Source organism: Luteimonas sp. 22616 (assembly GCF_052044325.1).
Classification (GTDB): domain Bacteria; phylum Pseudomonadota; class Gammaproteobacteria; order Xanthomonadales; family Xanthomonadaceae; genus Luteimonas.
Map to the genome: position 1 here is coordinate 715,755 of NZ_JBQEMW010000002.1, position 20,762 is coordinate 736,516.

Here is a 20,762-nt window from a genome sequence, read left to right on the forward strand (position 1 = left end):
CCGACTGCGCCAAGGAGCTCCGACCATGCCGCGCCTGATGCTTGCCTTGCTCACCCTTGCCCTGGCCGCTTGCGGCACGACGCCGGTGGCCGACGCGCCATCGGAGCGCTACGACCTGCTTGTACGCAACGGCACCGTCTACGACGGCAGCGGCGCCGCGCCCCAACGCGTCGACGTGGCCGTGCGCGGCGACCGCATCGCGGCGCTGCTGCCGGCGGGCAGCGATGCTTCCGCCGAACGGGTGCTCGACGCACAGGGCCGCGCGGTGTCGCCGGGTTTCATCAACGTGCTGAGCTGGGCGGTCGATTCGCTGATCGTCGACGGCCGCGGCATGAGCGATACCAGGCAGGGCGTGACCCTGGAGATCTTCGGCGAAGGCTGGTCGATGGGGCCGCTCGATGCGCGCATGAAGCGCGATGCGCTCAAGCAGCAGGGCGATATCCGCTACCCGATCCAATGGACCACGCTGGGTGACTACCTCGAATTCCTCGAGAAGCGCGGGGTCACGCCGAACGTGGCGTCCTTTGTCGGCGCGACCACCGTGCGCATCCACGAACTGGGCGAGGACGATGTCGACCCGACCCCGGAGCAGCTGGCCCGCATGCAGGACCTGGTGCGCGAGGCGATGGGCGAAGGCGCGCTTGGCGTCGGCAGCTCCCTGATCTACCCGCCGGCGGCGTTCGCCGAAACGCCGGAACTGATCGCGTTGGCGCAGGCCGCGGCGGAATCGGGTGGCGGCTACGTCGCGCACATGCGCAGCGAGGCCGACCGCTTCCTCGAGGCGCTCGACGAGACCATCGCCATCGCGCGCACCACAGGCCAGCGCGCCGAGGCCTATCACCTGAAGGCCGCGGGCGAGAAGAACTGGCCGAAGATGGCGCAGGCGGTCGCGAAAATCGAGGCGGCGCGCGCCGAAGGCCTCGACATCAGCGCCAACATGTATGCCTACACCGCCGGCGCCACCGGGCTGACCGCCGCCCTCCCGCCATGGGTGCAGGCCGGCGGCCACGAAGCGATGGTCGCGCGGCTGAAGGACCCCGCCATCCGGGCGCGCGTGCTCGCGGAGATGCGCGACCCCGACGTCGACTGGGAGAACCTGCGCCTGCTCGCCGGTTCCGACGAGCGCCTGATCCTGATCGACTTCAAGAACCCGGCGCTCAAGCCGCTGACCGGCCGCACGCTCGCCGAGGTCGCGCGCGAGCGCGGGACCTCGGGGGAGGAAACGGTGCTCGACCTGATCGTCGAGGACGATTCCCGTGTCGGTGCGGCGTACTTCCTGATGAGCGAGGACAACGTCGAGCTCGGCCTGGCCCAGCCGTGGGTGACCCTGGGTTCGGACGCGGACTCGTCGGCACCCGAGGGCGTCTTCCTCAAGTCGAGCACGCACCCGCGCGGTTACGGCAACGTGGCGCGCTTCCTCGGACACTACGTGCGCGACCGCGGCCTGATGTCGCTGGAGGAGGGCGTCCACCGCCTGACCGGGCTGCCGGCCGCGAACTGGAAGCTCGTCGATCGCGGCTGCCTGCGCCCCGGCTGCTTCGCCGACATCGTGGTCTTCGACCCGGCGACGATCGCCGACCACGCCACCTATGCGGCGCCGCGGGAGTACGCGACCGGCGTCGACCATGTCTTCGTCAACGGGGTGCAGGTACTGCGCGACGGCGAGCACACCGGCGCCACGCCCGGGCGGGTGGTGCGCGGGCCGGGCTGGCGCGGGCCCGGGCCCGCAGCGGAGCCGGTAGGCCGATAAGCCCGTCCCCCATGAAGACGGTATTTTCCATACGTGTTGACAATTCTCTGATTGGGATCATTATCCCTGATCAGGATCGCAGCCTCGGGGGAGAAGAGCCATGACCGCATCCAGGTCCATCGAACGCACGCGCCATTCACGGCTGGCGCTCGCCATCGGCGCCGCCATGGCGCTCTCGACCGCCGGCGCCGCGCTGGCCCAGGACACGGCGGCCGCGGCCGCGGCGCCTGTCGAACCCGCGGGCCCCGAGGCCACGGAACTCGACCGCGTGATCGTGACCGCGAACAAGCGCCAGGAGAACATCCGCGAAGTCGCCACCGCGATCACCAGGATCGGCGAGCAGCAGCTCGAGAACTTCAACGCGACGCAGATGTCCGACTACGCCAGTTACGTGCCGGGCCTGCAGGTGCAGTCGAGCGGCACGCCGGGCAAGGTGCAGGTGTCGATGCGCGGCATCGCGGCGCTGTCGCCGGGGTCGACCGTGGGCACCTACGTCGACGAGACCCCGGTCGGCTCCAACAGCCTCTACCAGCAGGCGACGCTGTACCAGCTGGACCTGCTGCCCTACGACGTCGAGAGCATCGAAGTGCTGCGCGGCCCGCAGGGCACGCTGTACGGCGCAGGCGCGATGGGCGGCCTGATCAAGTACACGATGCGCAAGCCCGACACCGCGCAGCAGGAATTCCGCATCGGCGGCGGGCTGTCGTCGCCCCGCGACGGTGCGACCGGCTACAGCTATCGCTTCGGCATGAATCTCCCGCTGGTCGAGGATGTTTTTGCGATCCGCGCGAGCTACGCCCGGAACGGAATTCCGGGCTACGTCGACAACCTGGTCGACGGCCGTAGCGACATCAACGAGGGCGAGCAGACCAGCGCGCGCGTTTCGATGCGCTGGGAGGGCGAGACGTCGAGCGTGCAGTTCGCCGTGATGCGGCAGGAGGTCGACAGCGACAACAACGGGACCATCGCGCTGGACCCGGACACGCGGCGCCCGATCGCCGGCCTGGCCAATGTGATCCACGTCGACGAACCGTTCCGCAAGGACGTCGACCATTACTCGCTCACCATCGACAAGGACCTGGGTTTCGCCGACGTCATCTCGGCGACGAGCTACGCCGATACCCATACCGCCACCCGCGGCGATCTGAGCCTGAGCTACGGCGAATACCCGCTCGCCTTCCAGGCCATGGACCCGACCCTCGAGGCCGGTTCGGTGTACATGGACAACGTACTCGACCTCACCCAGTTCACCCAGGAGTTCCGCCTGCAGTCGAAATCGGGCCAGCCGTTCGAATGGCTGGTCGGCGGCTTCTACTCGAACGAGGACGGCAACAACTACCAGTATGTCGCGCTGAACCAGCTCGACGGCTCGCCGCTGCCGGCGCCCTGGGACGGCATCATCGGCGTGCTCGGCGAGCTGCACATCCCGAGCACGTTCGAGGAGGTCGCGGTGTTCGCGAACGCCTCGTACCGGTTCACCGACCGGTTCAAGCTCGGCGGCGGCGTGCGCTTCTCGCGCAACGACCAGGAGTTCCAGCAGAACGTGGTCGGCGGCGTGCTGATTCCCCTCGGCCTGGTCGACAACACCTCCAGCGAGGACGTGTTCACCTGGAGCATCACGCCGCAGTTCCAGATCAGCCCGGATTCGATGGTGTACGCGAAGGCCTCCACCGGCTACCAGCCCGGCGGCCCCAACATCGTCGCCGTGGGCCTGCCGTCCGCCGTCGATTCCTCGACGCTGACCAGCTACGAGCTGGGCTGGAAGGCCGCGTTCCAGGAGCGGCGCCTGCAGCTGGACGTCGTCGCCTATCAGATCGACTGGAAGGACATCCAGGTCGCGTCGCTGGTCAATGGCGTCAGCGGTCTGGTCAACGGCGGCAGGGCCACCAGTCGCGGCCTCGAGGCTTCGCTGCAGTGGCGCCCGCTCGCGGGCCTGACGCTCGGCCTCAACGGTGCCTACAACGATTCGAAGCTCGACGAAGACTTCCGGGTCATCGTCGTGCCGCTGGATCCGGACCTTCCCGGCGGCGTGCTCGAGATCAACACCGGCCTTGGCGGCGACCGCATGCCCTACGTGCCCGACCTGACGTGGTCGGCCACGGTCGACTACTACGTTGCACTGCGCGGCGGCTGGAGCGCGGGCTTCGGCGGCGGTTTCCGCTGGGTCGACGACCGGACCAACGGCACCACCCAGCGGGAGGTGATCGCGATCGCCGATCCTCGCACGGTGCTGGACACGACCATCACCAAGCCCTTGACCATCGACAGCTATGGCGCCCTCGATCTGTACGCATCGCTCGCCAACGGCCGCTGGACGCTGCGCGGATACGTCAAGAACGCGGCCGACAAGCGCGCCTACTCGACGATCGCCGACCAGACCGGCGCGGTGACGGGGATCACCCATCAGTTCTCCGCGGTGCCGATCCAGCCGCGCACCTTCGGACTGGAGTTCGATTACCGATTCTGATCGCGTGCCGTCGCGAAGGCAGACGGCGCCCGACCGTGCAAGGACCCGAGCACCGCATGCAGACCGCCGTTCCCCTGTTGCGTGAAATCGAAAGGTTGCCGCAGCCCTACCTGCTGTTCCTGGGCGACATCGTCGAGCCGGCGTACGCCAAGACCGCATTCGGCCTGCGCGACTGGGCGCGCGAACGGTGCATCGGCGAATTCGCCTGCCACGGCGGCACCGTCAGTGCAGGCCTGGCGCCGATGACGCCGGCGCAGGCGCGTGCGGCCGGTGCGCGGTCGCTGGTGATCGGCGTCGCCAATCCCGGTGGGCGGATCCCCGACAGCTGGCTCCCGTCGCTGCTGCAGGCGCTCGAAGCCGGCCTGGACCTGGTCGGCGGCATGCACGCGAGGTTGGGCGGCATCGCGGCGCTGAGCGGGGCCGCGACACGATTCGGCAGGCGCTTGATCGACCTGCGCGAGCCGCCGCGCGACATCCCGGTGGCCAGCGGCGCCAAGCGCAGCGGCAAGCGGCTGCTGACCATGGGAACGGACTGCGCACTGGGCAAGAAGTACACCGCGCTTGCACTGGCGCGCGCGTTCGCCGCGCGTGGCATCGATGCCGATTTCCGCGCCACCGGCCAGACCGGCATCCTGATTGCCGGCGGCGGCATTCCCATGGACGCCGTGGTGTCCGACTTTGCCGCCGGCGCCGCGGAAATGCTGTCGCCCGATGCCGCCGCCGATCACTGGGACGTGATCGAAGGACAGGGCTCGCTGTTCCATCCCGCCTATGCCGGCGTCTCGCTGGCGCTGCTGCATGGCAGCCAGCCGGATGTCGTGGTGGTCTGCCACCAGCCCGGGCGCGAGCGCGTGCTTGGGCATCCGGGCTTCGCGTTGCCGGGCATTGAGGAAACCATCGCGTTGGCATTGCAGCTCGGGAGCCGCACCAATCCGGCGATCCGCTGCGCCGGCGTCAGTCTCAATACCTCGCACCTGGACGAGGCGGATGCGTTGCGCCTGCTCGCGAACGAAAGCGAACGCCTGGGCTGCGCGGTCGCCGATCCGATGCGCGGCGGCGCGGCTTTCGAGCAGCTGGTGGAGGACTGCCTGGTATGAGCCTCGTGCCTGCCTGCGACGCGATCGATGAAATGCCCGGACAAACCCGGCTTGTCATTCCGGACGCCGTAAGGAATCTTGCCGGGACAAGCCAGCGGAATCCCTCCGCGCGGATTGCATTGCACGCGAGCGCGCCATGACCGCAAAGTCCAACTGGTTCCAGCGCTACCTGCTGCCGGGCTTCGTGTTCCAGGCGGCGGTGATCGCCGGCGGCTATGCCACCGGGCGCGAGCTGGTGGAGTTCTTCCTGCCGGCGGGCCCCTGGGGCGGCCTGCTCGGCATGGTGGTGAGCATGCTGGTGTGGAGCGCGGTGTTGATGGCCAGCTTCGAGCTGGCCCGCGTCGCGCGCGCCTACGACTACCGCTCGTTCTTCAAGCTGCTGCTCGGCCGCGGCTGGTTCGTGTTCGAGATCGGCTACTTCCTGCTGATGATCGTGATCCTGGCGGTGATGGGCGCGGCCGCTGGCGAGATTTTCCACAGCCTGTTCGGGCTGCCGAAGCTGGCCGGTTCGCTGGCGATGATCGCCGCCACCGGCGCGATGCTGTTCTTCAACAGCGCCGTGATCGAGAAGTTCCTGACCGTGTCGGTCGGCTACCTGTACCTGGTCTACTTCGTGTTCGTGGTGTGGAGCGTGGTCGCGTTCGGTGACCGCATCGCAGCCAACTTCGCGTCGGTACCGGTCACCGGCAACTGGTTCGAGGCCGGCGTCACCTATGCCGGCTACAACGTCGCCACCATTCCCGCGGTGCTGTTCTGCATCCGCCATCTCGGTCGCCGCCGCGAAGCGCTCGTCGCCGGCGCGCTTGCCGGCCCGCTCGGCATGCTGCCGGGGGTGGTGTTTTACATCGCGATGATGGGCTACTACCACGAGATCGGTGCGGAGGCGCTGCCATCGGCCTTCCTGCTGGCCAGGCTGCAGGCGCCGTGGTTCGAGTGGGCGTTCCAGGTCGCGGTGCTGCTGACGCTGGTCGACACCGGCGTGGCGCTGCTGCACGCGATCAACGAGCGCGTGGCGAAATCCTACGAGGAACGGCGGCGGCCAATGCCGCAGGCCCTGCGGCCGGCGATCGCGGTGGGCGTGATGTTGGTTGCGGTGTATGCCGCCAGCGCGGTCGGCCTGGTCGACCTGATCGCCAAGGGCTACGGCACGCTGACCTGGGTGTTCCTGGTCATCTATGTGCTGCCGCTGATGACCTGGGGTGTGTGGCTGCTGTGGCGGCGCCCGCAGCGGATTGCCGCGGCATGAGCAGTCCAAGGGCTCTTGTGGGAGCGGCCATGGCCGCGATTCGCTCCGATCGCGGCCATGGCCGCTCCCACAACAGCCGTCGCAATCTTCACTGCCGGTCCGGCCAGGAGGTCAAGATGTTGTCCATCCCCAGAAGCCTGCGGTTCACCACCTTCGCGGTATCGCTGCTGCTCGCCACGAGCGCCCTCGCTGCACCGCCGTCGGACCTCGATGCGCGCGTCGAAGCCGCGATGCAGGAATACGGCACGCCGGGCTTCGCGGTCTCCATCGTCGAGGACGGCGAAGTGGTGCACGCGAAGGGCTACGGCGTGCGCAAGCTCGGTTCGCCGGAGCAGGTCGACGCCGACACCATCTTCCCGACCGGCTCCACCGGCAAGGCGGTGACCACGGCGGCGATCGCCATCCTCGTCGACGAAGGCAAGCTCGACTGGGACGACAAGGTCATCGACCACCTGCCCGACTTCCGCATGCACGATGCCTGGGTCACGCGCGAGATGACCGTGCGCGACCTGCTGGTGCATCGCAGCGGCCTGGGCCTCGGCGCGGGCGACCTGCTGTACGTGCCGCGCACCAATCGCAGCCGCGCCGACGTGGTGCGCGCATTGCGCCACATCGCACCGGCCGCCAGCTTCCGCAGCGGCTATGCCTACGACAACATCCTTTACGTGGTCGCCGGCGAACTGGTCGCGGCGGTCAGCGGGCAGAGCTGGGAGAGCTTCATCCGCGACCGCGTCTTCCGTGCGGCCGGAATGGCCGACTCGGTGAGCGACGAGACCGCGCGCTTCGCCAACCCCAATCGCGCGCATCCGCACGCGCGCATCGATGGCCGCGTGCGCGGCCTGGGCACGCAGGTCGTGCTGCCCGAACGCGAGGGCCTGGGCCAGGTCGCGGCGCCGGCGGGCGGGCTGTCGTCGAGCGCGAACGATCTTGCGCGCTGGCTGCAGGTCCAGCTGGGGCAGGGGGCCTTGCCCGGCGGCAAGGGCAAGCGCCTGTACAGCGAAGCCAGTGCGCGCGAAATGTGGACGCCGCAGGTGCTCACCCCGGTGCGCGCGTACCCGCCACCGATCAGCGAGATGACGCCGCAGTTCTCCAGCTACGCGCTCGGCTGGAGCGTGCAGGATTACCGTGGGGTCAAGACGGTGCAGCACGGCGGCGCGGTGTTCGGCGTGCTGACGATGGTCGTGCTGGTCCCGGACCGCAAACTCGGCTTTGCCCTGCAGATGAACTCTGAGGATTACCCGGTGCTGCGCGGGGTGATGAACGAGCTGCTCGACCACTACCTCGGCTTCCCGAAGCGCGACTGGGTCGCCGCATTCGGCGAATGGAACACCAAGCGACTGGCCGATGGCGTGGCCGCGCTCGACGCGACGACCGCGGGCGTGCGCAAGCACACGGAGCCTTCGCTGCCGCTCGGGGAATATGCCGGCGACTACGCGGATGACTGGTACGGCCCGATCGCCGTCGCGTTCGACCAGCAGGCAAGCGACAGGCAGGGCCTGCGCATCGACTTCAGGCAGACGCCGAACATGGCCGGCACGCTGGAGCATTACCAATACGACACCTTCATCGCGCGCTGGGACGACGCGGCCATCGAGCCGGCCTACGTCACCTTCAACCTCGATGCCGAAGGCAAGGTCGCGCGCATCACGATGAAGGCGGTGTCGCCGCTGGCCGACTTCAGCTACGACTACCAGGACCTGCTGTTCACGCCCGTGCGGGGCGACTGAATCGGGACTCCGGGCCCGGCAGCGCCGCAGCGCCGGGGCCGGGCGGCATGGGCGGCGCCCTGACGCCCTGAATGGCGGCCTGAACCAATTGCACATGCCCGGGCCCGGCCCGGGCGCTACCCTGTGCGGCTTCCGGCCCCGCCCCGTCCACACAGGAGTTGCCATCCATGATGCGACCGCTCGCGCTCGCCGCCGCCGTCACCCTCGCCCTCGCGGCGTGCAACGGCCAGGCCCCCGAATCCCAGTCCCCCGAACAGAAGACCGAGTCTGCCGCCGTGACCCCCGCCGCCTCCGAGAACCCGCTGCTGGTCGCCAGCACCCTGCCGTTCCAGGCGCCGCCGTTCGACAAGATCAAGGACGCCGACTACCTGCCGGCGTTCGAAGAGGGCATGAAGCAGCACTTGGCCGAGGTGCGCAAGATCGCCGACAACCCGGAGCCGGCCACGTTCGAGAACACCATCGAGGCGATGGAGAAGACCGGTGAGACCCTCGGCCGCGTCGCCCGCATCTTCTTCGGCCTGGTGCAGGCCGACACCAACGACGCGCGGCAGAAGATCCAGGAAGAGATCGCGCCCAAGCTCGCCGCGCACCAGGACGAGATCTCGCTCGATCCCAAGCTGTTCGCGCGCGTGAAGTCGATCTACGACCAGCGCGACACGCTGGGGCTCGACCCGGTGCAGAAGCGCCTGGTCGAACGCGACTATGACGAACTGGTGCGCGCCGGCGCGCAACTGTCCGATGCCGACAAGGCGACGATGCGCAAGCTCAACGTCGAGGAGAGCTCGCTGTCGACGAAGTTCCACACGATGCTGGTCGCTGCCGCCGCCAAGGGCGCGGTGGTGGTGGACGACAAGGCCAAGCTCGACGGCCTGTCCGAGGGCGACCTCGCCGCAGCGGCGCAGGACGCCGCGGCGCGCAAGCTCGACGGCAAGTGGCTGTTCGCGCTGCAGAACACCACCCAGCAGCCGGTACTGGTTTCGCTGAAGGACCGCGACCTGCGCGCGAGGATCCTCGAGGCCTCGATGACGCGTACCGAGCACAACGACGAGAACGACACCCGCAAGACCATCCAGCGCCTGGCGCAGCTGCGCGCGCAGAAGGCCAAGCTGCTCGGCTACGACACCTTCGCCGCCTACCAGCTGGGCGACCAGATGGCCAAGACGCCGGAGAACGCGCTCAAGCTGCTCACCGACACCGTGCCGGCCGCCACCGCCAAGGCGCGCAGCGAGATCGCCGAGATGCAGAAGGTGATCGATGCTCAGGGCGGCGGCTTCAAGCTGGCGGCATCGGACTGGGACTTCTATGCCGAGCAGGTGCGCAAGGCGCAGTACGACCTCGACGAGGCGCAGATCAAGCCCTACTTCGAGCTCGACAACGTGCTGCAGAACGGCGTGTTCTTCGCCGCCACCCAGCTCTACGGCATCACGTTCAAGGAGCGCAAGGACATTCCGGTCTACCACCCGGACATGCGCGTGTTCGAGGTGTTCGACAAGGACGGCAGCTCGCTGGCGCTGTTCTACACCGACTATTACAAGCGCGACAGCAAGTCCGGCGGCGCGTGGATGGACGTGTTCGTCGACCAGAACGGCCTGACCGGCACCAAGCCGGTGGTCTACAACGTCGCCAACTTCACCAAGCCCGCACCCGGCCAGCCGGCGCTGCTGTCGTTCGACGACGTGACCACGATGTTCCACGAGTTCGGCCACGCGCTGCACGGCATGTTCTCGGACGTGAAGTACCCGTCGATCTCCGGCACCAGCACCTCGCGCGACTTCGTCGAGTTCCCGTCGCAGTTCAACGAGCACTGGGCCACCGACCCCAAGGTGTTCGCCAACTACGCCAAGCACTACGAGACCGGCGAACCGATGCCGCAGGCGCTGGTCGACAAGATCAAGAAGTCGCGCACCTTCAACCAGGGCTACGCGACCACCGAATACCTGTCGGCCGCACTGCTCGACATGGCCTGGCACACGCTGCCAGCCGACGCGCCGGTGCAGGATGTGGACAAGTTCGAGGCGGACGCGCTGAAGCGCTTCAAGGTCGACCTGCCGGAAGTGCCGCCGCGCTACCGCACCAGCTACTTCGACCACATCTGGGGCGGCGGTTATTCGGCCGGCTACTACGCGTACTTCTGGTCCGAGGTGCTGGACGACGACGCGTTCGAATGGTTCAAGGAACACGGCGGCCTGACCGCCGAGAACGGCCAGACCTTCCGCGACAAGATCCTCTCGCGCGGCAACACCGTCGACCTCGCCACCCTCTACCGCGACTTCCGCGGCAAGGATCCGAGCGTGGAGCCGCTGCTGGAGAGCCGCGGGCTGAAGTAGCCAGCGATGCGGCAAAGCCCTTCTCCCGCGTGCGGGAGAAGGGCTCCTCCGGTTATCGTCACGCGATCCCGGGCACGGTCCCGATCCGCGCCAGCTTGTCCGGGTTGCGCATGATGAACACGTCGGTGAGCAGGCCCGCCTCGTCGTAGGCGAAGGACACCGTTGCGTCGATGTGGTCGCCGTCGCGGAACAGGAAGCCGCGGTTGCCGTTGATCGTCGCTTCCTCCAGCTGTCCCGACGCCCACCACGCGTGCAGGCCGGCCTGGACGAAGCGCAGCACTTCCTCCGGCCCATGCATGACGCGGCGCGCGGCGGACACCTTGCCGCCGCCGTCCGCCGACAGGCGCACCTCGTCGGACAGCAGGCCGGCGAGCGCATCCACCGAGCCGGTGGCGATGGCGGTGCCGAACGCGGCGAGCAACCGGCGTTGTCGTTCCGGCGGGGTGACGTGCCGCACCTTCGCCTGTTCGATATGCGCGCGCGCACGCGCCACCAGCTGCCGGCACGCCGGCTCCTGCAGGTCGAGGGTGTGCGCGACCTCGGGGTAGGGCATGTCGAAGATCTCGTGCAGCAGGTAGGCCGCGCGCTCTTTCGGGGTGAGCCGCTGCAGGGCGAGCAGGAAGGCGGTGGTGAGCGAGGAGGCGAGCGCGGCGGCATGCTCTGGCGAGGCGTGCTCTGACCAGGTGTGTTCCGACGCGTGTCCGATGACGTCGTCGTTGGCGGTTTGCACCGGTTCCGGCAGCCATGGGCCGACGTACTCGACCCGCGCGCGGTCGGCCGAGCGCAGAATGTCCAGGCAGTGGCGCGTGCAGACGGTGGTCAGCCAGGCGCCGGGGTTGTCGATGCCGGTGCGGTCGTTGGCCTGCCACTTGAGGAAGGTGTCCTGCACGGCATCCTCCGCATCGGCGCGCGAGCCGAGGATGCGGTAGGCCAGGCCGAGCAGGCCCGGGCGGGCCTGCTCGAACTGTGCGAGGCAATCGCGGGCGTCCATCGTCACTGGTCGCGGCTCACTGGTTCGAGATGGAGATGCGGTTCCACAAGTTGATCATCGCCACGTCCGCGCCGAGTGCGGCGACCTCCTGTTCGGTGAAGTGCTCTCGCAGTGCGGCCCGAAGCTCCGGCAGCACGGACTGGTCGTCGAGCCGCGTCATCGCCTCGGTGAACGCCAGCGCAGCCTTCTCGCGCGGGCTGTAGTCGTCCACGTGCTGCCAGACCACCAGGCGGTCGAGCCGCTCGCTGGTTTCCCCATCCTTGCGTGCGTCGTGGGTGTGCATCTTCACGCAGTGCGCGCAGCCGTTGATCTGCGAGGCGCGCAGGACGACCAGGTGGTGGAGCCTGGTGTCGAGTCCGAGGGCGTTGATGGCCGGGTTGACCTGGGCCAGCACCTGCATGACGGCGGGGGCCTGCTGCGGGTAGCGGATGGTGTTCTCGTTCTTCATGGGGATTTCCTTGGGGTCAGGCGGAGTGCCTTGCCTGATTGACGATCCAGCCCGTCGCCCTGTGACATCCCGCTTTCCTTCTCCCTCAGGGAGAAGATGGCGCGAAGCGACGGATGAGGGCAGAGATCATCAGCATCAGCATCCGCGTCTGCATGTGATCTGGAAGCCCTTTCCCTCATCCGCCCTGCGGGCACCCCCGCCTTCGCGGGGGCAGGCTCTTCTCCCGGAGGGAGAAGGGAGCGCCTCACTTCACTCAGTCGCGCATGGGTCCGTAGTCGCCAAAGCTGCCCGCCGCGCCCGGGAACACCACGGGGCTTTCCGAGCCGTCCTTGCCCACGGCCGCCACGCCGAAGAAATAGTTGTCGATCACCACGTTCTTGAGCATGTGCTGCGTCACGTCGCCGACATACACGCTGTGCGTCCACTGCGGCTGCGTGGTCAGCCGCCAGTAGATCCTGTAACCGGCGAGGTCCGGCGCCTGTGCTGCCGGCGGTCGCGTCCACTTGAGCGTGGTGTCGGCGGTCACCGCGCCCTCGATCGACACGTTCGCCGGCGGCGGCGGCGCCGAGGCCATGCCGGCCAGGCTCACCGCGTTGAGCGCGGTCAGCTTGGCGACGTAGTCGAAGTCCACGCCCTCGATCACGTCGCCGTAGGCGATGCGCTGCCCTTGCGGGTCTGTCTCGGTGCGCAGGTCCTGGTGCTGGCGGTGGTAGTTCTCGTTGGTCTCCATCACCCGCACCGCCGGGTAGCCCAGGTCGTTGAACGGGCGGTGGTGGCCGCCGCGGCCGAAGCGGTCGAGCCGGTAGACCATCATCACGTCGAGGTTGGGCACGTACAGGTCGGCCATGCGGTCGATGTAGCGCGCCAGGTTGCGGGTGGGCGAGTCGACCTCGCCACCGGTGAAGCGGCGCTGCCTCGCTTCCTCCGACGTCTCGGTCACGCGCGTGCCTTCTGCGAACACGCGCGCGGTGGCGTTGTCGATCACGCCGTTGAGCCCGGCGATGTTGCCGATCATGTCGTTGTTGAGCATCGCCTCGATGCGCCAGCCTTCCTTCTGCGCCTTCGCGGCGACGATCTTGCCGCCGAACAGGCCCTGCTCCTCGCCCGACAGCGCGGCGTAGACGATGGTGCCGGCGAACTTGCGCTGCGACAGGATCCGCGCGGCTTCCAGCGTGCCGGCGACACCCGAGGCGTTGTCGTTGGCGCCCGGCGAATCGGACGTGAAGTCCATGACGTCGGAGACGCGCGAGTCGATGTCGCCGCTCATGATCACGTAGCGGCCGGGGTCGCTCGTGCCGCGCTGGATCGCGAGCACGCTGACCACTTCGGTCGGTTCGGGGATGCGTTCCTCGCCGGAGATCGTGCCGGCCACGTCGATCACCTCCAGGCAGCCGCCGCACTGTGCGGAGATGCGCTCGAACTCGGCGTGGATCCAGCGCCGTGCGGCGCCGATGCCGTGCGTGTCCGACTTCGTCTCCGACAACGTATGCCGGGTGCCGAACGACACCAGCTTGCGGATGTCGGCCTCGATGCGCGCGGCGGAAGGCGCGGTGCCGATCTCGTACAGCAGCGCCTGCGTGGCCGGCGGCGCCGTTGGCGGCGCAGCGGCGGCGAGCGCGGGCGCGGCGAGGCAGGCGGACAGGGCGATGACGAGCTGGCGGCGCATGGCAGGCTCCGGATAACGGGCGAAGGCGCAACCCTACGCCATCACGACCGGCCTGCGCGAATGCACGCGCGGCTCCGCCGGCACCCTCGCCGACGCGCACCACAGGTCGCCTGCACGCCAGCGCGGATGTCGCGACGCGAAAGCGGCGTGGCTGGCGGACGCTAGCGTTTGCCCACCGCCTCGCGCATCGGCAAGGCGTCCGGCCAGCCGCCGGCCAGCGCCACGTACAGCGACACCGCGCCGACCGCGCTGCGCGTGCGGCTGGCGGCGAAGGCGTCCTGCGCCTGCAGCTGCGTGCGCTCGGCGTCCAGCACTTCGAACAGGTCGACGGCGCCGGCGTCGAAGCGCACCCGCGCCAGGCGCGCGGCGGTGGCGCTGTCCGCGGCGGCGCGTTCCAGGTGCGCATCCTCGGTGCGTGCGCGGGCGTAGCGCACCAGTGCGTTCTCGGTTTCCTCCAGCGCCAGCAGCACGGTTTGTTCGTAGCGGGCCAGTTCGCCTTCGGCATCGGCGTCCGCGGCGGCGATGCGCGCGCGCACGCGGCCGATGTCGAGGAACGACCAGTCGATGCCCAGCGCCACGAACCGGGTTTCGCTGCTGCGTTCGAACAGCATGTTGGTGTCGATCGCCTGGCTGCCGATCAGCCCGCCCAGGGTGAAGCGCGGGAACAGGTCGGCGGTGGCCACGCCGATGCGCGCGGTGGCCGCGTGCAGGCGCTGTTCGGCGGCGGCGATGTCGGGGCGCTGCCGCAGCAGTTCGCCCGGCGTGCCGGCATCGAGTTTCGCCGGCAGCGCGGGCAGGGGACGACTGGGCTCCAGCTGCGCGACCAGCGCGTCGGGCGTCCTGCCGACCAGCACGCCCAGCCGGTGCATGTCGAACGCGAGCTGCGCTTCGAGCGCCGGGATGCGCGACGACGTGGCTTCCAGCTGCGCGCGGGCGCGCGCGGTGTCGAACTCGGTGCCGCGCCCGGCGTCGAGGCGCGCGTCCACCAGGCGCAGGGTTTCGCGCTGGTTGTCGGCATTGCCGCGGGCCACCCGCAGCCGTTCCTGCAGGCCGCGCAGGTCGAAGTAGGTGCGCGCGACCTCGCCGACGATCGCCACCTGCGCCGCTTCCAGGTCGGCGGCGCTGGCGGCGGCACCGGCGCGGCCGGCTTCCACGTTGCGGCGGATGCGGCCGAACAGGTCCAGCTCCCACGCGACATCGAGGCCGGCGCTGTAGCTTTCGCCGTCGCGGTCGCCGCGCGCCACGCCCGGTGCCTGGTCGGCGCTGGCGCGGCTGTCGCTGCCTTCGGCGCTGGCGGTGATGGTGGGGAAGTAATCGAACTTCGAGCCGCGCAGCAGCGCGTTGGCGCGATCAAAATTGGCCAGCGCGATGCGCAGGTCGTGGTTGGACGCCAGCGCCTGTTCGACCAGCGCGGTCAGTTGCGGGTCGCCGAAGGCCTGCCAGAACGCGGGGTCGACCGCGGCCGCGGCTTCGTTCGCATCGGCCGGGGCCTGCGACTGGATGAAGGTATCCGGCACCGGTACGTCGGGGCGCACGTAGTCGGGGCCGACGGTGCACGCCGACAGTGCGACGGCGAGCAGCGATGGCAGCAATGTCCTCGCGGTCACCATGGCAGCACCTCGCCCTGGTGGGTGTAGCTGCCGGTCGGTCCTGCCTCGTCGAGCAGCGCCATCAGCACGCTGCCGCGCGCGCCGGTGGCGATGTCGAGTTCGCCGTGCTGATTCATGTCCGTCTTCACCGAACCAGGATCGACTGCGTTGACCTTGATCGGCGTGTCGCGCAACTCGTGCGCCAGGTGCACGGTCCAGGCGTTGACGGCAGTCTTGGATGCGTCATAGGCCGGCACCTTGAAGTCGTAGATGTCGGATGCCGGATCGTTGTGCAGCGCCAGCGACGCCAGCGCGCTCGACAGGTTGACGATGCGGCCCGCCGCGGACTTGCGCAGCAGCGGCAGGAACGCCTGGGTGGTCGCGATGACGCCGAACAGGTTGGTGTCGAAGGTTTCGCGCCAGGCCTCGAGCGTCTGCCCCGACGGTGTCTTGTCGAAGTCGTCGCGGAAGATGCCGGCGTTGTTGACGAGGATGTCCAGGCGGCCGTGGCGCCGCTCGACCTCGCGCGCGGCGGCGGCGATGCCGTCGGCGTCGGTCACGTCCAGCGCGATGGCTTCGACCGGCAGGCCCTGCGCCTGCAGCGCGAGCGCGGCGTCCACTGCGCGGCCGCGGTCGCGCCCGGCCAGCAGCGTGTGCACGCCGTGGGAGGCAAGCTGGCGCACGGTTTCCAGGCCGATGCCGCGGGTGGCGCCGGTGACCAGGGCGATCTTTTCGTTGTGCATGTCAGTACTCCGTATTTCAATGAGAGGGTCGGCAAGCGTCGCGGCGTGTCGCATGCGGCGCTATCTGTTTCTTGTCCTGGATTGCGCCCAGTGGCGCGCGGTCGCTACGCATCCAGCACCTGCGGTGCGTGCGCCGGCGCAGCGTCGTGGCGAACGAGCGGCTGCTTCACCAGCTTGCGCAGCGCGACGTAGAACACCGGGGTCAGGAACAGGCCGAACAGGGTCACGCCGATCATCCCGGCGAACACGGTGATTCCGGTGGCCGAGCGCACTTCCGCGCCGGCGCCGTGCGAGAGCACCAGCGGCACGGTGCCGGCGATGAACGCGATCGAGGTCATCACGATCGGGCGCAGGCGCAGGCGGCAGGCTTCCAGCGCGGATTCCACGATGCCCTTGCCCTGCATCTCGAGCTCGCGCGCGAACTCCACGATCAGGATCGCGTTCTTGCACGCCAGCCCCATCAGCACCACCAGACCGACCTGCACGAACACGTTGTTGTCGCCGCCGGTCAGCCACACGCCCAGCAATGCGGAGAGCATGCACATCGGCACGATCAGGATCACCGCCAGCGGCAGCGTCCAGCTCTCGTACAGCGCGGCCAGCACCAGGAAGGCGAGCAGGATCGCCAGCGGGAACACCACCAGCGCCGCGTTGCCCTGGGTCGACTGCTGGTAGCTCAGGTCGGTCCACTCGATCTGCATGCCGTTGGGCAGCACCTTCGACGCCAGTTGCTCCAGCGTGCCCATCGCCTGCGCCGACGACAGCACCCGCGGGTCGGCTTCGCCGGCCAGGTCCGCGGCCGGGTAGCCGTTGTAGCGCAGCACCGGGTCGGGGCCGTAGGTCTGGTGGATCTTCACCATCGAGCCGATCGGCACCATCTCGCCGCGGTCATTGCGGGTGCGCAGGTTGCCGATGTCCTGCACGTCGTCGCGGAAGCGCGCGTCGGCCTGCGCGATCACCTGCCAGGTACGGCCGAACTCGTTGAAGTCGTTGACGTAGGCCGAACCCAGATAGGTCTGCAGGGTGTCGAACAGCTCGGTCAGCGGCACGCCCTGCGCCTTGGCCTTGACCCGGTCCACTTCCGCGTCGAGCTGCGGCACGTTGGCCTGGTAGCTGGTGATCGGGAAGCCCATGCCGGGCGTCTGCGAGATCGCGCCCTGCATGCCGGCCACCGCGTCCTGCAGCGCGCCGTAGCCGAGATTGCCGCGGTCCTCGATGAACATCTGGTAGCCGTTGCCGTTGCCCAGACCGAGGATCGGCGGCGGCATCAGCGAGAAGGCGAAGCCTTCCTGCAGCCCGGCGATCTTCTGGTTGATCTCGGCGTTGATCTCGGCCGCGCTGCGGTGGCGCTTGTTGGCCGGTTCCAGCGGCAGGAACACCACGCCGGTGTTGGGCGTATTGGTGAACTGCAGCGCGTTGAGGCCCGGGAACGCGATCGAGTGCGCCACGCCCTCGGTGTTCATCGCGATGTCGGCCACCTTCGACAACATGGCGTCGGTGCGCGCGATCGACGATCCCTCCGGCAATTTCACGCCGGCGATCAGGTACAGCTTGTCCTGGGTGGGAATGAAGCCCGCCGGCACCGCCTTGAACATCAGGCCGGTGGAGGCCAGCAGCACCGCGTAGACCACGAACACTGCGCCGCGGCGGCCGAGCGTGCGCGAGACCACGCCCTGGTAGCCATCGGAGCTGCGCTTGAAGAAGCGGTTGAAGGGGCGGAAGACCCAGCCGAACAGGCGGTCGATCAGGCGCGTTGGCGCGTCCTTCGCCGCGTCGTGCGGCTTGAGCAGGCGCGCGGCCAGCGCCGGCGACAGGGTCAGCGAGTTGATCGCCGAGATCACCGTCGAGATCGCGATGGTCACCGCGAACTGCTTGTAGAACTGCCCGGTGACGCCCGACAGGAACGCCATCGGCACGAACACCGCGCACAGCACCAGCGCGATCGCGATGATCGGCCCGGACACCTCGCGCATCGCCTGGTGGGCGGCGGCGAGCGGCGTCAGTCCTTCCTCGATGTTGCGCTCGACGTTCTCCACCACCACGATCGCGTCGTCGACCACGATGCCGATCGCCAGCACCAGCCCGAACAGGCTTAGCGTGTTGATCGAGAAGCCGAGCAGGTGCAGCGCGGCGAACGTGCCGACGATCGACACCGGCACCGCGATCAGCGGGATGATCGACGCGCGCCAGGTCTGGAGGAACAGGATCACCACCAGCACCACCAGCACCACCGCTTCGAGCAAGGTGGTCACCACCGCCTTGATCGAGTCGCGCACGAAGATGGTGGTGTCGTAGACGGCCTCGTACTTGATGCCTTCGGGGAAGGTCTTCGTCATCCCGTCCATGGTCTCGATCACCGCATCGCGGATCTCGAGCGCATTGGCGCCCGGCGCCTGGAAGATGCCGATGCCGACCGCGTTCTTGCCGTCGAGCTTGGAACGCAGGGTGTAGTCGCCGGCGCCCAGTTCCAGCCGGGCGACGTCGGACAGGCGCACGACTTCACCGTTGTCGCCGGCCTTGAGCACGATGTTGCCGAACTCCTGTTCGGTATGCAGGCGCCCCTGTGCGTTGATCAGGGTGAGGAAGTCGCTGCTGGGCATCGGTTCGGCGCCGAGCTGGCCGGCCGAGACCTGCACGTTCTGCTCGCGCATCGCGCGCACCACGTCGCCTGCCGTGAGGCCGCGCGACGCGATCTTGTCCGGGTCGAGCCAGGCGCGCATCGCGTAGTCGCCGCCGCCGAACACCTGCGCGTCGCCGACGCCGGTGATGCGCGACAGCGCGTCCTTGACGTGCAGGCGCGCGTAGTTGCGCAGGTACAGGGTGTCGTACTTGCCGTTGGGCGAGGTCAGGTGCACCACCATCAGGAAGGTGGGCGACTGCTTCTGCGTGGTCACGCCCTGCCGGCGCACATCCTCGGGCAGCCGCGCCAGCGCCTGGCTGACGCGGTTCTGCACGCGCACGGTGGCGTCGTCGGCATCGGTGCCGGGACGGAAGGTCACCGTCATCTGCAACACGCCGTCGGAGCCGGCGACGGACTTGGTGTACATCATGTCCTCGACGCCGTTGATCGCTTCCTCCAGCGGCGTGGCCACGGTCTCGGCGATCACCTTCGGGTTGGCGCCCGGGTACACGGTGCGCACCACCACCGACGGCGGCACCACGTCGGGGTATTCGCCGATCGGCAGCAGCGGGATCGAGATCAGGCCGGCGGCGAAGATCACGATCGACAGCACCGCGGCGAAGATCGGCCGGTCGATGAAGAATCTGGAAAAGTCCATGGTCGGTTCCTTGCGCGCGCCGTCCGGCGCGCGGCGATGGGAATGGAGCGCCGTCCCCGCACGTGGCGGGGCAGGCATGAGTTGCATCAACGGCCCTGGCCGATCCTCCCCGGGGAGGGGGAGAGAGACGGGGAGGATCGGCGGCCTTTGCCGCGGCCGGCGTTGCCCGACGAGGGGGAGGGGGCGTCACCGGCGCAGGCGCGCCTTCGCGCCTGCGCGTCCGCGGCGTGAAGTCGCGACTACTTCATCGCGACCTGTTGCTCCGGTGCCGGCGCGTCGGCACCCATGGCGATGGTCTTCGGCGCCACCGGCATGCCCGGCATGAACACCTTCTGCACGCCGTGCACGATCACCTGGTCCTTGGCGCCGAGTCCGGATTCGACCACGCGCAGGCCGTCGATCATCCGGCCCAGCTGCACGTCCTTGCGCACCGCCTTGTTGTCCGGCCCGAGCACGTAGACGTACTTGCGGTCCTGGTCGGTGAGCACGGCCTTGTCGTCGATCAGCATCGCCTTGAACTCGCCGCTGCCCTGCACCTGCACGCGGGCGAACAGGCCGGGGGTGAGCACGCGGTCGGGGTTGGGCAGGACCGCGCGGGCGCGGATGGTGCCGGTGGCCGGGTCGACCTGGTTGTCGACGAAGTCCACGGTGCCTTCGTGCGGGAAGCCCTGCTCGTCGGCCAGGCCGATGCGCACCGGGTTGCTCGAACGCGTGCGCTCGCCCTTGCGCGCCAGGTCGGCGTAGCGCAGGTAGGTCTGCTCGTCGCTCTCGAAGTACACGTACATCGGGTCCTGCGAGACCAGCGTGGTCAGCAGCGTGGCGTCGGCCTGGGCGAGGTTGCCTTCGGTGATCATGGCGCGGCCGATGCGGCCGTCGATCGGCGCGCGGACCTGGGTGAACTGCAGGTCGAGCGCGGCCGCCGCGACCGCGGCCTCGGCGGCGCGCACGCCGGCGTCGCCCTGCGCGGTGGCGGCCTTGCGGGTCTCGAACTCCTCGCGCGAGATCGCCTTCGCTTCGATCAGCGCCTGCGCGCGCGTGTCCTGTGCCTGCGCCAGCTTTGCCTCGGCACGGGCGCGTTGCAGCTGCGCCTGTGCCTGGTCGAGCGCGGCGCGGTACGGGCGCGGGTCGATCACGAACAGCAGGTCGCCCTTCTTCACCTCCTGGCCTTCCTTGAACGCGACGCGCTGCACGTAGCCGCTCACGCGCGGCCGCAGTTCGACGCTTTCAACCGCGGTGACGCGGCCGTTGAAGGTGTCCCACTGGTGCACGGGCTTGCTCAGCACGGTGGCGACGCTGACTTCGGGCGGTGGCGGCATGCCGGCACCTGGGGCGGCCTCGCTGCTGCCGCAGGCGGAAACGGCCACGGCGATCATCGAGGCGAGTGCGAGTACCGCCAGCGAAGTGCGCACCGGTGCGCGGCGGGAATGCCCGCC

13 protein-coding genes are annotated in these 20,762 nt (G+C 68.9%); 6 read left to right on the forward strand and 7 right to left on the reverse strand.

Going from position 1 to position 20,762, the window contains the following annotated elements; genetic code table 11:
- The first annotated feature begins 25 nt into the window (after positions 1-25).
- The 6 genes from ACTJIL_RS15625 to dcp all read left to right on the forward strand — a co-directional run bounded on the left by ACTJIL_RS15625 (position 26) and on the right by dcp (position 10,614).
- Entirely contained in the window at positions 26-1,750 is a 1,725-nt protein-coding gene (locus ACTJIL_RS15625; RefSeq protein WP_440756528.1) for an N-acyl-D-amino-acid deacylase family protein, read from the forward strand.
- 100 nt (positions 1,751-1,850) lie between these two features.
- Entirely contained in the window at positions 1,851-4,217 is a 2,367-nt protein-coding gene (locus tag ACTJIL_RS15630; RefSeq protein ID WP_440756529.1) for a TonB-dependent receptor, read from the forward strand.
- Positions 4,218-4,273: 56 nt separating this feature from the next.
- The gene (locus ACTJIL_RS15635; RefSeq protein WP_440756530.1) at positions 4,274-5,314 is read left to right on the forward strand and encodes a DUF1611 domain-containing protein; all 1,041 of its coding nucleotides are present in this window, start codon (positions 4,274-4,276) and stop codon (positions 5,312-5,314) included.
- A gap of 136 nt (positions 5,315-5,450) precedes the next feature.
- Entirely contained in the window at positions 5,451-6,560 is a 1,110-nt protein-coding gene (locus tag ACTJIL_RS15640; RefSeq protein WP_440756531.1) for a YkvI family membrane protein, read from the forward strand.
- Between the two features lie 116 nt (positions 6,561-6,676).
- A complete protein-coding gene (locus ACTJIL_RS15645) occupies positions 6,677-8,287 on the forward strand; it encodes a serine hydrolase (protein WP_440756532.1) in 1,611 nt (536 codons plus the stop codon).
- A 167-nt stretch (positions 8,288-8,454) separates the two neighbouring features.
- Positions 8,455-10,614 carry a peptidyl-dipeptidase Dcp gene (dcp, locus tag ACTJIL_RS15650; protein WP_440756533.1) on the forward strand — a complete coding sequence of 720 codons (2,160 nt, stop codon included), beginning with the start codon at positions 8,455-8,457 and terminating at the stop codon, positions 10,612-10,614.
- A gap of 58 nt (positions 10,615-10,672) precedes the next feature.
- Here the strand turns inward: dcp and sigJ are convergent, their stop codons facing one another.
- From sigJ to ACTJIL_RS15685, 7 genes are all read right to left on the reverse strand, one after another.
- A complete protein-coding gene (sigJ, locus tag ACTJIL_RS15655) occupies positions 10,673-11,605 on the reverse strand; it encodes an RNA polymerase sigma factor SigJ (RefSeq protein WP_440756534.1) in 933 nt (310 codons plus the stop codon).
- A gap of 16 nt (positions 11,606-11,621) precedes the next feature.
- Positions 11,622-12,053, reverse strand: coding sequence for a carboxymuconolactone decarboxylase family protein (locus ACTJIL_RS15660; protein WP_440756535.1), 432 nt, complete (start codon positions 12,051-12,053; stop codon positions 11,622-11,624).
- A gap of 253 nt (positions 12,054-12,306) precedes the next feature.
- Positions 12,307-13,719: a M28 family metallopeptidase gene (locus ACTJIL_RS15665; RefSeq protein WP_440756536.1), complete on the reverse strand. Its 1,413-nt coding sequence runs from the start codon at positions 13,717-13,719 to the stop codon at positions 12,307-12,309.
- Between the two features lie 161 nt (positions 13,720-13,880).
- Positions 13,881-15,329 (reverse strand): efflux transporter outer membrane subunit, encoded by a 1,449-nt coding sequence (locus ACTJIL_RS15670; RefSeq protein ID WP_440756537.1) that lies wholly within the window; start codon positions 15,327-15,329, stop codon positions 13,881-13,883.
- A complete protein-coding gene (locus ACTJIL_RS15675) occupies positions 15,323-16,051 on the reverse strand; it encodes an SDR family oxidoreductase (RefSeq protein ID WP_440756538.1) in 729 nt (242 codons plus the stop codon). Before ACTJIL_RS15675 ends, ACTJIL_RS15670 begins: the two co-directional genes overlap by 7 nt.
- 104 nt (positions 16,052-16,155) lie before the next feature.
- A complete protein-coding gene (locus ACTJIL_RS15680; protein ID WP_440756539.1) occupies positions 16,156-19,329 on the reverse strand; it encodes an efflux RND transporter permease subunit in 3,174 nt (1,057 codons plus the stop codon).
- A 239-nt stretch (positions 19,330-19,568) separates the two neighbouring features.
- A complete protein-coding gene (locus ACTJIL_RS15685; protein WP_440756646.1) occupies positions 19,569-20,702 on the reverse strand; it encodes an efflux RND transporter periplasmic adaptor subunit in 1,134 nt (377 codons plus the stop codon).
- Positions 20,703-20,762: the final 60 nt, after the last annotated feature.